Below are 15512 nucleotides of genomic sequence, written 5' to 3'. Positions count from 1 at the left end.
TCCCGGAACTGGAATGCGGCAGCCCGGACCGCCTCGAAGGCCGACCGCCTTGTGTTCGACCTCGACCCTTCTCGACGTCTTCGATGCGTGCTCCCCATCCATGGAACTCGATTGTTCCCATCTGGACACAGGTTAAAAGCCCCTCGGCATCGTCCACGTGACCGATCAGGAAACGTCTCGCGGCACGCTAGAACCGGTCACGCGAATCGGCCGCTTTGCGCCTCATGTCAGTCATTCTGATGGGCCATCCGTCTTCCACAAGCGGACAAGCTAGCATCAACCTTCTAGGCACAGGCACCAGTGCGAAAGATTCGTTTTGAAGAGACCTGTCGGCGGACTGACCGTCACGGCACAGCGCCTTGAGATCGGCGGTCGTCGATCGCTCGTCAGTCCACCTCACGCAGCCGATAACCAACGCCGGTCTCGGTGATGATGTAGCGCGGCTGGTCCGGCGTCTTCTCGATCTTCTGCCGCAGCTGGCGCACATAGACCCTGAGATACTGGACGTCGGTCGAGTCGTTCCAGATCTGCTTCATCAGGAATTGGTGCGTCAGCACCTTGCCGGCATACTGCACGAGCATGCGCAGGATCTCGTATTCCTTGGGTGACAGCTTCACTTCCTTGTCCTCGACCTTGACGATGCGCTTTACAAGATCGACGGAAAGGTCGCCGGTTTGGAACACCGGCTTCTCGCCCTGTTGCTGGAATTTGTGGCGCAGCGCCACGCGGATGCGCGCGACCAGCTCGTTCATGCCGAAGGGCTTGGTCACGTAGTCGTCGGCGCCGAGCTCAAGTGCTGCGACGATACCGGCCTCGTCGGTGCGGCTGGACAGGATCACGACCGGGACACCGAGCCCGTCGCCGCGCCATTTGCCGAGCAATTCGAGGCCGGTCATGCCGGGCAGGCCGAGATCGAGCAGGATCAGGTCCGGCCGTTCGGTCTGCAAGAGTTCGATCGCCGCCTTGGCGTTCGGCGCTTCGGAGACCGCATAGCCCTGGCTGCCCAGGCCGACGCGGAGCAATTTGCGGATTGGCGGCTCGTCGTCGACGACCAGAATGGAGACGGTCTGATTTGTCATGCCGCATCATCCGTAAGGGGTGCGCCGAGCGCCGGCAACTCAGCCGGCACCGGCATGTGGATGGTGAAGATCGCGCCTGGGCGGTCGGTGCGGTTGGCCGCCGTGACCGTGCCGCCCATCGCCTCGATGAAGCCGCGGCTGATCGACAGGCCGAGGCCCGTGCCGGCACGCACCTGGTCGCGCTTGCGCACGCGGTAGAAGGTGTCGAATATCCGCTCCAGATCGCCAGGCGGGATGCCCGGCCCCTCATCGATCAACTGCAGGATGACGGCGCCGTTGTCGACCCAGGCCTGCAGCCGGATGGCCGAGCCGGGCAAGGCGTATTTGGCGGCATTGTCGAGCAGGTTGAATAATGCCTGCTCGAACAGCACGGGATCGAGCCGCAGCATCGGCAGGTCGGCCGGGATGTCGGTCTCGATTTTGTGCTGGGCGGTGATCTTCTGCGCCCGGTTCAACGCCGAGCCGACGACATCGCCGACATAGTGGAGCCCATAATTCGGTTCCATCGCGCCCGACTCGATCCTGGTCATGTCGAGCAGATTGGCGATGAAGCGGTTCAGCCGCTCGGACTCGCTGACGACCGTCGCCAGAAGCTCCGCGCGATCCTTTTCCGGCAGCGCCGGCGCGAATTCCTTCAGGGTGCCGGCCGCGCCCATGATCGCTGCAAGCGGCGTCTTGAGGTCATGCGAGATCGAGGTGAGCAGCGCCGAGCGCAGCCGGTCGGCTTCAGCCGCAAGCCTGGCGCGGTCGACATCCGCGACGAGCTGGACGCGCTCGATGGCGACCGCAGCCTGATCGGCCAAGGCGTCGAGCAGCCGCTGCTGCTCGGGCGTCAGCAGCGGACCCTGCTTATCATTGTCGAGGCCGACGACGCCGATCGCGGTTCGTCCGGTGCGCAAGGGAAGATACAGACGTTTTGCCCCGGGCAAGGTGTCGGCGCCGCGGCCGGCGGCGCGGTTGTGCTCCCAGGCCCAGCGGGCGGCCGCGATATCGGCCTCGGCCAAGGTGTCGTCCGGCGGATAGCCGGCCTTGACGGTGATGGTGCCGTTTTCCGGCAAAAGCAGCACGACGCGGACCCTCAGCATCGAAGCGATCTGGAAGGCGGTGGCCCATAAGACGTCGTCCAGCGTGCCTGCGCCGGCGAGCTTCCTGGAAAAGGAATAGATGTCCGCGGTAGCGCGCGCCCGCGAGCGGGCGGCGACGGCCTGGCGCTGCACGCGCGCCGTCAGATTGCTGGCGATCACTGCAACGACGAGGAAGACCGAGAAGGCCACGATGCTCTCCGGGTCCCTGATCGTCAGCGTGTAGCGCGGCTCGAGGAAGAAGAAATTGAAGGCAAGGGCGCTCAGGAAGCAGGCATAGAGCGCTGGCCAGAGCCCGAAGGTCACGGCCGAGGTCAGCACGGCCAGCAGCAGGACGCTCGCGAGATTGCGGACGTCGAGGAAGCGGTCGAGGATCGAGCCGACGGCGAGCGCGCCGGCGACATAGGCCGTCGAGAACAAATAGGGCCAGATCTGGAAGGGCTTCTGCTCGGGCGCGGCCTTCACCCGCGCCGACGGCGTGTCACCGCCTCGCTCGGCGCCCGAAATGACATGGACGCTGATGTCGCCGGCATTGCGGATCAGATCATAGGTGAGCGAGCCCTCGATCAGTTCGCGCCAGCGCGAGCGGGTCGGCCTGCCGACGACGATATGGGTGAAGTTGTTCGCCGTTGCGTGACGCACGATGTCCTGGGCGACGTTCTGGCCGGGAATGGTGGCGATCTCGGCGCCGAGCTGTTCGGCAAGACGCAGGTTCCTGGCCAAGCGGTCCTTGTCTTCCTCGGACAGGCCGGCGAGGCGCGGCGTGTCGACATGCAGCGCCGTCCAGGGCGCGCGCAGCCGGTCGGCGAGCCTGCGCGCGTAACGGATGCGGGCCGCTCCGCCAGGTTGCGAGTCGACGCAGATGAGAACCCGCTCGCCGGCCGCCCACGGCCCCGGAATGGCGTGCGATTGCATGTGGTTGAGCAGTTGCTCGTCGACGCGCTGGGCAGTGCGGCGCAGCGCCAGCTCGCGAAGCGCCGTCAAATTGCCCGGCGAAAAATAATTCTCGATCGCGCGCTGCGCGGTGTTGGGGACATAGACCTTGCCGTCCTGCAGCCTCTTGATCAGGTCGTCGGGTGTGAGATCGATGATCTCGATGTCGTCGGCCTCGTCGATAATCGAATCGGGAACCGTCTCGCGCACCCTGACTCGCGTGATCTGGGCGACGACGTCGTTCAGGCTTTCGACATGCTGGATGTTGAGCGTGGTGTAGACGTCGATGCCTTGCGCCAGGATCTCCTGCACATCGAGATAGCGTTTGGGATGCCGGCTGCCCGGCGCGTTGGTGTGGGCAAGCTCGTCGACCAGGACGAGGGCGGGGCGCCGCTTCAGGATGGCATCGATGTCCATCTCGTCTAGGGTCTGGCCGCGATAATCGACGAGGCGGCGCGGGATCACCTCGTAGCCATCGACCAGGGCCTGGGTTTCCTTGCGGCCATGCGTCTCGACGATGCCGATCACGACGTCTACGCCGTCGGCGCGGAGGGCGCGGCCCGCCATCAACATCTCGTAGGTCTTGCCGACGCCGGGCGCGGCGCCGAGGAAAATGCGCAGCCGGCCACGGCCCTCGCGCTCGGCATGCTCCAGCAGCGCGTCGGGGGAGGGTCGGTTCTCGAGGTCGGTCCCGTCGTCCGGCATCAGGTCCAATCATGAATTGCGCCGGCGATGGTGTCGATCCCCGGCGCGCAGCGGATTACTTCAGCTCGTCCAGCGCCAGGTTCAGCGCCAGCACGTTGACCACCGGCTCGCCGAGAATACCCAGCTCGCGGTCCTTGACATGGCTGTCGACCAGCACCTTCACCTTGGCCTCGTCCACGCCGCGAGCCTGGGCGACGCGCGACACCTGGAAATAGGCAGCGTCCGGGCTGATGTCGGGATCGAGACCGCTGCCCGAGGTAGTGACGAGGTTCATCGGCACCGGCGCATTCGGGTTTTCCGCCTTGAGCTTCTCGGCGTCGTCCTTGATGCGCTCGATGAGCTTGGGATTGGTCGGGCCGAGATTCGAGCCCCCGGAGGCGGCGGCGTCGTAGCCTTCACCGGCCGCCGACGGCCGGCCGTGGAAATAGCGGTCGCCGGCGAAAGCCTGGCCGATCAGGCTGGAGCCGATGACCTTGCCGTCTTTTTCGACAAGGCTGCCATTGGCCCGGTTCGGAAACAGCGCCTGGGCGATGCCGGTCATGCCGATCGGATAGATGAGACCGGTCAGCACCGCGAAGAAGACGATCATGACCAAAGCGGGTCTGAGTTGCTTGAACATCGAGGCAAATCCTTATGCGAGGCCGAGGGCTGTGACGATCAGGTCGATCGCCTTGATGCCGACGAACGGCACGATGATGCCGCCGAGGCCATAGACCAGCAGGTTGCGGGTGAGCAGCGCGCCGGCGCCGATGGCACGATACTTCACGCCTTTCAGCGACAGCGGGATCAGCGCGATGATGATCAGCGCGTTGAAGATGATGGCCGACAGTATGGCGCTCTGCGGCGTCGCCAGATGCATGATGTTGAGCGCCTGCAGCGGACCGGTGGACTGGCGGGGCGCAACGTAGAAGACCGCGAACATCGCCGGGATGATGGCGAAGTACTTGGCCACGTCGTTGGCGATGGAGAAGGTGGTCAGCGAGCCGCGCGTCATCAGGAGCGCCTTGCCGATCTCGACAATCTCGATCAGCTTGGTGGGATCGCTGTCGAGGTCGACCATGTTGCCGGCCTCGCGCGCGGCGACGGTGCCGGTGTTCATGGCGACGCCGACATCGGCCTGGGCCAGCGCCGGCGCGTCGTTGGTGCCGTCGCCGCACATCGCGACCAGCTTGCCCTTGGCCTGCTCCTCGCGGATCAGCGACAGCTTGTTCTCCGGCGTCGCCTGGGCGAGGAAGTCGTCGACGCCGGCTTCGGCGGCAATTGCCGCGGCGGTGAGCGGATTGTCGCCGGTGATCATCACCGTGCGGATGCCCATCTTGCGCAGTTCGGCGAAACGCTCGCGGATGCCACCCTTGACGATGTCCTTGAGGTGGACGACGCCAAGCAGGCGGCCGTCGCGCTCGACCGCCAGCGGCGTTCCGCCGGCCTTGGCGATCTCGTCGGCGATCGCCTGCAGGTCGCGGATCGTTTCGGTCGTCGGACGCGTGCCATGGGCGGCGACGGTCGCCCGGTTGACATGGGCCAGCACCGCATCAACCGCGCCCTTGCGCACCGACGCGCCATCGATGTCGACGCCGCTCATGCGGGTCTGCGCGGTGAATGGCACGAAGGTGGCGTGCAAGGTTGCCATGTCGCGGGCGCGGATGGCGTATTTCTCCTTGGCCAGCACGACGATCGAGCGGCCTTCCGGCGTCTCGTCGGCCAGCGATGCAAGCTGAGCCGCATCGGCCAGCTCCTGCTCGGTGACGCCCTTGACCGGGCGGAACTCGGTGGCCTGGCGGTTGCCGAGCGTGATGGTGCCGGTCTTGTCGAGCAGCAGCGTGTCGACGTCGCCGGCGGCCTCGACGGCGCGGCCGGACATGGCAAGAACGTTGAAGCGCACAAGGCGGTCCATGCCGGCGATGCCGATGGCCGACAGCAGCGCGCCGATCGTGGTCGGGATCAGCGTCACGAACAGCGCGACGAGGATCGTCACCGGGATATAGCCGCCCGAATAGGCGGCGAAGCTCGGGATGGTCGCGGTCGCCAGGACGAAGATCAGCGTCATGCCTACAAGCAGGATGTTGAGGGCGATCTCGTTCGGCGTCTTCTGGCGCTCCGCACCCTCGACCAGCGAGATCATACGGTCGAGGAAGGTCTGGCCGGACGCGGCGGAGATGCGCACGCGGATCCAGTCGGAAAGCACCTGCGTGCCGCCGGTGACCGCGGAGCGGTCGCCGCCGGATTCGCGGATGACGGGCGCGGATTCGCCGGTGATCGCCGCCTCGTTGACCGAGGCAACGCCTTCGATCACCTCACCGTCGGAAGGGATGATGTCGCCGGCTTCGACCAGCACGACATCGCCGACCTTCAGGCTGGTGCCGGGAACCAGCTTGAACTTCGAGCGGTCCTCGCCGTTGGTGAGCAACTTGGCCTGGGTCTCGGTGCGCGCCTTGCGCAGCGAGTCCGCCTGCGCCTTGCCGCGGCCTTCGGCGACGGCCTCGGCGAAATTGGCGAACAGCACGGTAAACCAGAGCCAGATGATGATCTGCAGCGTGAAACCGAAATCGCCGCCGCCGGCGATCAGGTCGCGGATGAAAAGCACCGTGGTGAGAGCTGAGACGACCGCGACGACGAACATCACCGGGTTCCTGGCCAGCGTGCGCGGATCGAGCTTGCGCAAGGCGCCGCCGAGGGCGGGCACCAGAATACGCGCGTCCATGATAACAGCGGATTTGGACTGGCTCATTTTTGGGTTCCGGTATCGGTTATGTTGGAAGGCGCCGGGTGTTCGGTCTTCGGGAACAGGTGCGGCAGGCCGGTGGCCAGCAGCCACAACACGAACAGCGCGGCCGCCATGCCGAGAAAGGTTGAAAGCGTCGGGAAAGGTCGAGGCTTCTCGTCCCTTCCGTCGTCGGGCGCTCCGTCACCGGTCGGGTGACGGTCGTTGCGTCGTATGTCGTTGAAGCGGGGCATGGTCACCTCAGAAGGTCTCTCCATGAATCATCGCTAGGTGCTCGACGATCGGACCGACGGCGAGCGACGGGAAGAAGGTGAGGCCGCCGACGATGACGATAACGCCCACCAGGAGGCCGACGAACAGCGTGCCGTCGGTCGGGAAGGTGCCGGCGGAGGCGGGCACGGTCTTCTTGGCGGCCAGCGAGCCGGCGATGGCCAGAGCCGGGATGATGACCAGGAAGCGGCCCATCAGCATGCCGATGCCGATGGTGATGTTGTACCAGGGCGTGTTGCTGGTGAGGCCGCCGAAGGCCGAGCCGTTGTTCGCGGCGGCCGAGGTATAGGCATAAAGCACCTCGGTGAAGCCATGCGGGCCGCCATTGGCCATCGAGGCCACAGCGCCCGGCAGGACCACGGCGATGGCCGTGAAGATCAGCATCGCCAGCGGCAGGCACAGGATTGCCAGCATCGCCATCTTGACCTCCTTGGCCTCTATCTTCTTGCCGAGATATTCGGGCGTGCGGCCGACCATCAGGCCGGCGACGAAGACGGCGAGGACGACGAACATCAGGATGCCGTAAAAGCCGGCGCCGACACCGCCGACAATGACTTCGCCGAGCTGCATGTTGATCAGCGGGATCATGCCGCCAAGCGCGGTGAAGCTGTCATGCATGGCGTTGACCGCGCCGCAGGAGGCGGCCGTGGTGATCACGGCGAAGAGAGCCGACAAGGCGATGCCGAAGCGCGTCTCCTTGCCTTCCATGTTGCCGCCGCCGACGCCGAGCGCATGGACGAGCGGGTTGCCGGCGGCTTCCGCCCAGTAGCAGACAGCGGCGCCAACGAGGAACAGCACGCCCATCGAGGCAAGGATCGCCCAGCCCTGCCGCTCACTGCCGACCATGCGGCCGAAGACGTTGGTGAGACCGGCGCCGAGCGCGAAGATCGACAGCATCTGGATCAGGTTGGAGATCGCGCCCGGGTTCTCGAACGGATGCGCCGAGTTGGCATTGAAGAAGCCGCCGCCATTGGTGCCGAGCATCTTGATGGCGAGCTGCGAGGCCACCGGTCCGAGCGCGATGGTCTGCCTGGCGCCTTCCAGCGTGGTGGCGTCGACATAGGCGCCAAGCGTCTGCGGCACGCCCAGCCAGACATAGGCAAGCGTCAGCACGATACAGATCGGCAGCAGCACGTAGAGCGTGCAGCGGGTGAGATCGACCCAGAAATTGCCGATCGACTTGCCGGACGCGCGGGCGAAGCCGCGGATGAGCGCAATGGCTATGGCAATGCCGGTGGCGGCCGAGGCGAAATTCTGAACGGTGAGGCCGGCCATCTGCACGAGGTAGGACATCGTGCTTTCACCGCCATAGTTCTGCCAATTGGTATTGGTGATGAAGCTGGCGGCGGTGTTGAAAGCAAGCTCTGGTTCTACCGCGGTCATTCCGGCCGGATTGTAGGGCAGAGCGCCCTGCAGCCGCTGCAGCGCATAAAGAACGAGAAAGCCGGCGAGGTTGAAGAGCAGCATGCCGGTCGCATAGACGGCCCAATGCTGTTCTTCCTTCTCGCTCGTTCCGGCGAGGCGATAGAGCCCGCGCTCGATCGGCACGAGCAGCGGCGACAGCAACGTGCGGTCGCCGCTGAAGACCCGGTGCATATAGAAACCGAGCGGCTTCACGAGCAAAGCCAAAATCCCGCAATAGACGACGATCTGTATCCAGCCATTTATAGTCATGATGGGCTCTCCGCGTGCGGTCAGAAGCGCTCTGGGCGGATGAGCGCATAGGTAAGGTAGGCAAGCAGGAATAAGGTCACCGCGCCGCCGAGGATGTAGTCGAAAAGCATGGCACGGTCCCTTGCTCAGATTCTGTCACAGGCTTTGACGTAGGCTAAGGACAGAGCGAAGAATAAAATCCCGATTCCGAGAACTATGAGGTCCATGGCAGGCGTTCCTTGTTTTCCACTTGTGCCCGGCCCGCGCAGGCCGGCTGAAAACTACACGCGGAGGCCCATCACCTTGGGGGTGACGGCGATTCACAGCGTTTCTTCGAATGGAAATATGGACCCGATCGCCATAAAGGTTCGAGACGGAGCGGGTGGGAAAGAAATAGGATTCTTATAAAGCTTTCGATGCCGCTCCCGCAGCAACGCGCCTAGACAGAGCTGTTTTCGGCGACGGACTAGGAGGCGCAGCATAGGGGCGCCGCGGCTTTAAAACGGACATGCGGATCCGAAAAGTTGCTGGTCTCCTTCCGGCCCCAAATCGGTCGCGCTCATGCCGTTGTCAAGATGTGTTCATGGCCCTTTTTGGAGGACAGGAAGAGCCATCGACTGGATTGAAAACTACTCCTCTTCCTGATCTCTAGGTTCGCCAGACCATATGAGATCATACGAAGGATATGGGTTGGCTAACCATCCGCTAAGCCATTGATTTTCTTTGACGGCCTCACACCCTCCGGGCCCACCATAATAATACTCAATTAAACTGTTTGAAATTATTAAGTTTTTCCGAGCAGGCCCAAAACGCGGACTCGAACCCCTCGGATTTTATGAATCCGGTCGCAAAAATCTCTGATAGGCTTCGCGATCAATTTGATCCTCCAGACCTCGCGCACCGCAATGCGGAAGCGCCACAGAATCGGAAGGGTAGGGAGGAAGTCCACCGAAGCGTAGGGCATATGTTGGTATACTAAATTCAGCCTCGCTCCTGGCCTCTCGAACGGCAACTTTGCGCCTCATGCACGAACCCGCTTCGCGGGAGAGTCGCGTGGTTCTGAGATGACGCGTATTCATAGGGCTTGAGCAGTTAAAGCCTGCGATCTGACCATGGAGTTCCCTTCAACGAGAGGAACTTGTCATGGCTACCTTGTCGACCGATGCTCCGATCACGCCGCTTCGCCAGCGAATGCAGCAAGACATGCTGATGCGGGGCCTGGGACCGCATACGCAGCACTACTAGTTCGGCATGTTCGTCGCTTTGCCGCGTTCCTTGGCCAGACTCCCGACACCGCGACGACCGAGGACATACAGCGCTTCCGGCTGCGTTGCTGACACCAGGGCGGTCTGGCAGCAATGTCGCGATCGCGGTCCGATCGTCAGGCGGACGGACCGGCTCGGCCGCGCAATTGTTCCAGATCGTTCAGGGCGCGAAGCTCGAGCATCTTCGCACCCTGGTTTCGAGCAGTCTCTACCGAGAGTTCAAGCGCCTCAGTGGCTGCCCTGCGAGTGCTTCCCGACTGTAGAAGAAGAGCCGCTTTGATCCGATGGAGTTCCGCGTCGAAGAAGTGCACGTTCACGGCCGTGCTGCTGACGACCGCTTCGTTGACATGGCGGAGCCCCTCACGCGGCTTCCCTGCTTTACCGCAGGCGTCGGCGAGAAGGCCAAGCGCATAGCCGCGAAACAGCTTCGCACCTGTCGCGGCGTACGCCTCGATTCCCTCGTTCAACATATTGATCCCCGCATCAGTTGAGCCTTGTTCGGCAACCGCCCAGCCCCGAATAATGGTGCCCCAGGACATCCAGTACAAAAGGCTATTCTCGGTAGCTATCGCAACGGTGCTCGCAGCAAGCTCCTCAGCTATTCCTGGCTGACGGAGGCCTTGATGGACGGCCGCCGACATGCAGAGTGCGTAGGTGAGGCTGAGCGGATGCGCGAGCGTTTCTGCCAGACGGATTGCTTCGCGACTTCGCTCAACTGCGTACTCGGAGCTACCCGCGCACCATTCGAGCCAAGCAAGATTGGCAAGGCCAGCAACACCTGCATCGGATCCGTATGTCAGGATATTTCGGCGCGACGATGCTCGATCGTATCCGCCGAGCGCGGCCTCGAGCTGCCTTCTGCTTGCGGGGAATTCCCCGAGGCAGAAGAGACACCAGCCGAGAGCACGTCGCGCTTCGACTCGGATTGACCGATCATCACCCCGGTCCGCCACTTCGAGGAGTTGCTCACCGATTTCTCGAGCCACCTGAACAGGTCCTCGCACCTGATAGTACGACTGCAAACCTCGGAGGGCAGCCGCGAGCTGTGGGGTGTCTCCGATCGTCTGGCACAGAAAGCGCGCCCTGGCGTAGATGTGCTCAGCCTCCGAAGCGGCCCAACCCCTGATCGAGGTCAGCGCTGTGCCAAGCCCGATCAAGAGCGAAGCCTCCTGTTGCTGGCGCTGATGCGATGAAGGAAGGCTCATGATCGCAGCCAATGCTTTTCGGAAGTGAGCTTCGGCCTCGGGGTTTGTATAGCGGCTCAGCGCTCGTTCGCCGGCTGTTTGCCAGTAGTTGATAGCTCGCTCTGTATCCCCCGCAAGGTTGAGATGCTCAGCTATCAGCTCTGGTTGCCGCTCGGCCAAATCCGGGAACCGGACAACCAGCGCCTCGGCGGCCCGCAGATGGTAGTGGCGCCGAGAGCTTCGAAGCAGGGATTGATAGGCTGCCTCCTGAATGAGTGCATGTTTGAAAGAATATGAAGCGTGCGGAGCAATACCACGCTGTAACAGAATCTGACGGTCGACCAGCTGGGATAGAGCGCTCAGCAGCTCTGTCTCAGACGCCAACGTGACTGCCTTCAACAACTCGAACGGAAACTCGCGGCCAAGAGTTGCTGCGATCTGCGCGGTCGCTTTGATGGAATTCAGCCGATCCAGTCGGGCCATCAGGGAGTCGCGCAATGTTACAGGGATAGCAGCCTCGTCGAGGAGGGCCGGAGCCTTCGCGCTACCGCCGACCTGCGCAGATTCGATAACGGTCTTCGTTAATTCCTCCACGAATAGCGGCACACCGTCGGCCCGTTCAATCAGCTGGCTGCGCAACGCCGGTGATAACTCGGTGCCCTTGGTCAGGTTGGCAATAATCTCGTTGGTGTCACCAGAGGAGAGGCGCGAAAGCGTAAATCGCATCGCGTGCGAAGGATCAATCCAAGGCTGCACGAACTCCTGGCGAAACGTCAGGAGGAGAAATAACTTCGCGGTTGGAACAAGCTGAAGAAGTTGCTTGATGACGTCGAGCGTTGAAGGATCGGCCCAATGGAGATCCTCTACGACAAAAATAAGCGGGCGACGCTCCGTCTCTCGAAGCAACCAGGTCAGCAGAATTTCAATCGTCCTCTCCCGCCGCCTTTGAGGCGGCAGATTGGTCGTGTCCAATCCTGCAGGAGCCGGGAGCGATAGCAGAGAAGCAATCAGGGGCAGCGCCTCTTCCCGAAATGGCGACTGCTTTAGCGACGTTTCAAGTTTCGCCAGTCTTTCGGCCGCGCCATCCGACGAGGTAATTGCAAGATGCCGATGCAGCAAATCAATAATCGGGAGGAACGCGCTGTCGGACGAATGCGGCACGCAGTTACACGCAAGCATGGAATGGTCGTCGGCTATGCTGGCGTGAAAAGCGTGTACGAGGCGTGATTTGCCAATTCCCGGGTCGCCGCAAATCAACGCCACTTGACCCTTGCCCTGCAGTACGCGCTCCCAACCCTCTTTGAGGTGTGCCAGCTCGCGTGTGCGTCCAACGAGCGGAGTAAGGTTCCGAAGTGCAAATGCGTCCTGCCACGTGAAGGCTGATTCAGCCAACGGTACATAGACCCGTATCGGACGCGAAATACCTTTGAGATGGCGCTCTCCTAAGGCGCGACATTCAAATCGATGCTTGACCAGGGCGTATGTGGCATCGCTGATGAGTACCGTCTGGGGCGCAGCGAGCGCTTGCAGACGAGCTGCCACATTGGGAGTCTCGCCGACGATAGAGTAGATCTCCCGGTCAGAACCGCTGGGAAGGTCGCCAGCAACCACCAATCCGGTATGGATGCCGATGCGAACCTGCAAGCTGGCACCAGCGCAATCGACCATTTCAGCGCTACGTTGCTGGAAACGCGAGATGATTTCAATCGCAGCGCGCACAGCCATTACCGGATCGTCGTCGCCTGCACCAGGATAGCCGAAGTAAATGAGAAGACCGTCCCCGAAGTATGAAGCTATCCACCCTCCGCAATGGCGGACCACCTCATCGCAAGTGGATCGATAGGTAGCAAAAAGGTCGCGGAGATCCTCGGGGTCGAGTTGCTCCGATAAGGCAGTCGACCCGACGATGTCGCAAAACACGACAGTGATCTGCCTGCGCTCTGCGGAGGCGAGTGCGGCGTCGTCGGACAGAGGCGAAGGTGCGTTCGTCAGCGGTGCTCCGCAGTTGCCGCAGAACCGCATACCAACTCCGTTCTCGAACCGACACCGAGGACATCGCATATGGAGCGTCTCCAGCTTGTAAACCTGTGAGTGCCCGTCCCGAGAAATGGGTTTGTGGCCGGGGTTCGTGCGACTCCAAAGGTTGTCAAAGCTTTCTTGGAACCACGATGTGGATCCGGCGACATCATAGCCGCGGTGGCTTACGTTAGAAACTCCGAATGGACTCTGACCGAGCCGTTTATGCCGAACCGTGCGAACGCGCGCGACCACGCGCCTGGTCGCCGCGTGAAATCATCAACGCGATCTTCTACGTCGTGGAATTGCGTGGCGACTTCTCCCGCGCGACCTGCCGTCAGCACCGTCTATCCTGGTTCAGCCCTATGGCACGACGCAGGTCTGCTGGCCTTGGAACGACCCCGAGGCCACCCTGGGTTTTCCGCTGCGTTGCCTCCGTCATGCTCCTTACGAAGGCTGGCTCGACCCCAAGAATTTCGGACCATACTCCGAGCCGAAACCAGGCTCGGTGCACCGATTGACGCAAAACGAGGCGCTGTCTCCAGGGTTGCCCGTCAGAGCGCTTGCCGGCAGCGCATTGGATTTCCCCAATGAGAGGTGCTACTCTTGCTGAGGAGGACTTGAGCTTGCAACCTTTCCTGAAATCACCGCTAAGCATAACACTGTCGATAACTCAGACGTGCAATCTCGAGTGTAAGCACTGTTATGCGGATTGCCAGGCCTGCGAAGCGTCTGCTGAAGTCGCTACTGATCAATGGTTGGGATTTCTCGATTACTTGGTCAACAATAATTTTATTTCCGTTTATTTCGAAGGTGGGGAACCTCTTTTCCGGGAAGATTTTCTTCAAATTTTGGCACACTGCGCTCGCCGCATGATGACCATGTTGCGGAGCAACGGAACCCTCATCAATCGCGAGATGGCGCATCGCCTAAAGCAGATTGGCATAGGACGTGTGCTCATTGACCTGATGGGAGCGAGAGCCGAGACGCACGATTATTTCACCGGAGTTAGCGGGAGCTTCCAGAAAGCCTGCGAAGCGGTTCGCTACCTGCTCGAGGCTGGCATCGATACTGATGTGCTCACGATCCTGAACCGGAGAAATATGCACGAACTGCAAGAGTATTTGGAGCTTGCACACGAGCTCGGCGTTCCCCGCGCAGGAATTCTGCGCCTCTATCCTCTGGGACGAGCTAAGTCCCGCTGGGATGAGTTGGCGATGTCCCTGCAAGAGCAGATGGCTGTGCTCAACTCGCTTACACCACCACCTGAGCTTACCGTGATGAAGTCGTGGCATCCCAATGACCGGAATTGCTGCTGGCAGGCTGCTGCGGTAGATCCATTCGGCCGATCAATTGGTTGCGCTTATCTGCGCGAGTACGTCGATTACGGCAACATTCGCGAAGTGCCGTTCCTCGACACTTGGCAGCATTCCCTATACCGAGAGCTGCGCTCCGGTGTGGTCGAAAAGTCGTGCCCGGACTGCGACACCACTGAAGGAACGCGCGGAGGTTGCCGCTCGGCCGCCTATGCCTTTCATGGTCGTTGGGCGGCACCTGATCCGTTCTGCTCGACAATGAATGACGGAGTCGACTTACGTGTCTTACCGTCGCGTCTCCTTTCGAAAGGTCGCAAACCTGCGGATTCGCCCCGTCGATGAGATGGGCGTATGCATCGTGTTCACGCCAGATAACCCGAGGCTATACACCCTCAATGCGTCTGCGTGGCTTATAATGGAATTGTGCGACGGGCGAAATTGGAGGTCGCTGGAACGTCGCTATTTTGCTACAATTGAACCTTCGCGCTCGCGCGAAGTGGCACGGCTTGAACTGCGGCGGGGCATTGAGGATCTCATTCAGCAGGGCGTCATAGAGCTTGTCGAACCGGCTTGAATGTGCCGCAGAAGAAACCATTCAGCGATCAGGAGGACTGGCTAGTGGCACGCAATCCGACTATCGAACAGGTCAAGCGTTTGGTACGTCGGCAAGGCATTGCACCGCCACCGGCGGTTCAGCCACTCGTCGCCGAAGTTCGCACGCATGGGGTTCTGCCCTTGACACCGTGCGAGCCGGAAATCTCGTACGCCCTGGGTTGTATTCTAATTGAGTGGACATTTGGCATCCCCTACCAGGATGTACCGACATTCCATCAATTCCTTGAAGACAACGAGGCTTTTATTCGGCAAAACGTGGAGAAGGTTGAGGGTGCGAGGTACTTGGGAACGTATTGGTCAATTGGACACCGATATCATTACAGGACCTTTTGGGCATATGATTCAGAATCGGCGATAGCTGGTCTGAATGACGCCATACGAAAGTCGCCTAACCTTTCCGAAGCGATCACAAAGCTTCGAACTTACTGGTCGAAAGATTCATCCCGGAGCGAGTTCAAATACCAGCCTGCGTCCTTGAGTACTGCCAAGAAGCTTGAAGATTACGCTAAAGAGAATCCGGTGGTCGGTATGGGACTGGTCGCACCGGCACAGGCGCGAAAACGACCGAGAAGTAAAAAATAGATCACGGAATGGTACTTGCTTCCGCGCTTGCGAATTGACGCCACGAGCGTCGCTCCGTTACGCCAGAAACATGCCTGCAACGAAAATAGA

At 61.4% G+C, this 15512-nt stretch carries 10 protein-coding genes; 2 read left to right on the top strand and 8 right to left on the bottom strand.

Features of this window, described 5'->3' with window-relative positions:
- Window positions 1-386 precede the first annotated feature (386 nt).
- The 8 genes from FJ423_RS27165 to FJ423_RS27130 form a co-directional block, all read right to left on the bottom strand.
- Window positions 387-1079 (bottom strand): response regulator transcription factor, encoded by a 693-nt coding sequence (locus tag FJ423_RS27165; RefSeq protein ID WP_140846028.1) that lies wholly within the window; start codon window positions 1077-1079, stop codon window positions 387-389.
- Window positions 1076-3799 (bottom strand): sensor histidine kinase KdpD, encoded by a 2724-nt coding sequence (locus tag FJ423_RS27160; RefSeq protein WP_140846027.1) that lies wholly within the window; start codon window positions 3797-3799, stop codon window positions 1076-1078. The genes FJ423_RS27165 and FJ423_RS27160 overlap by 4 nt, the downstream gene beginning before the upstream one ends.
- A gap of 55 nt (window positions 3800-3854) precedes the next feature.
- Window positions 3855-4418: a potassium-transporting ATPase subunit KdpC gene (kdpC, locus tag FJ423_RS27155; protein ID WP_140846026.1), complete on the bottom strand. Its 564-nt coding sequence runs from the start codon at window positions 4416-4418 to the stop codon at window positions 3855-3857.
- Window positions 4419-4430: 12 nt separating this feature from the next.
- Window positions 4431-6527 carry a potassium-transporting ATPase subunit KdpB gene (gene kdpB, locus FJ423_RS27150; RefSeq protein WP_140846025.1) on the bottom strand — a complete coding sequence of 699 codons (2097 nt, stop codon included), beginning with the start codon at window positions 6525-6527 and terminating at the stop codon, window positions 4431-4433.
- Window positions 6524-6754 carry a hypothetical protein gene (locus FJ423_RS27145; RefSeq protein WP_140846024.1) on the bottom strand — a complete coding sequence of 77 codons (231 nt, stop codon included), beginning with the start codon at window positions 6752-6754 and terminating at the stop codon, window positions 6524-6526. Before FJ423_RS27145 ends, kdpB begins: the two co-directional genes overlap by 4 nt.
- Window positions 6755-6761: 7 nt before the next feature.
- Window positions 6762-8465: a potassium-transporting ATPase subunit KdpA gene (kdpA, locus tag FJ423_RS27140; protein ID WP_140846023.1), complete on the bottom strand. Its 1704-nt coding sequence runs from the start codon at window positions 8463-8465 to the stop codon at window positions 6762-6764.
- 20 nt (window positions 8466-8485) lie between these two features.
- On the bottom strand, window positions 8486-8575 hold the full coding sequence (locus FJ423_RS27135) for a K(+)-transporting ATPase subunit F (RefSeq protein ID WP_036257910.1): 90 nt from the start codon (window positions 8573-8575) through the stop codon (window positions 8486-8488).
- 1250 nt (window positions 8576-9825) lie between these two features.
- On the bottom strand, window positions 9826-12915 hold the full coding sequence (locus FJ423_RS27130; RefSeq protein WP_181174916.1) for an adenylate/guanylate cyclase domain-containing protein: 3090 nt from the start codon (window positions 12913-12915) through the stop codon (window positions 9826-9828).
- 620 nt (window positions 12916-13535) lie between these two features.
- Between FJ423_RS27130 and FJ423_RS27125 the strand changes: the two genes are divergently transcribed.
- Complete coding sequence (locus FJ423_RS27125) at window positions 13536-14567, top strand: radical SAM protein (protein ID WP_246678455.1); 1032 nt, start codon at window positions 13536-13538, stop codon at window positions 14565-14567.
- Window positions 14568-14843: 276 nt separating this feature from the next.
- The gene (locus FJ423_RS27120; RefSeq protein ID WP_140500865.1) at window positions 14844-15422 is read left to right on the top strand and encodes a hypothetical protein; all 579 of its coding nucleotides are present in this window, start codon (window positions 14844-14846) and stop codon (window positions 15420-15422) included.
- The last annotated feature ends 90 nt before the right edge of the window (window positions 15423-15512 follow it).

The organism is Mesorhizobium sp. B2-8-9 (assembly GCF_006439475.1).
Classification (GTDB): Bacteria; Pseudomonadota; Alphaproteobacteria; order Rhizobiales; family Rhizobiaceae; genus Mesorhizobium.
The sequence above is the reverse complement of the archived record's forward strand: the minus strand, read 5'-3'. Positions and strand labels throughout refer to the sequence as shown.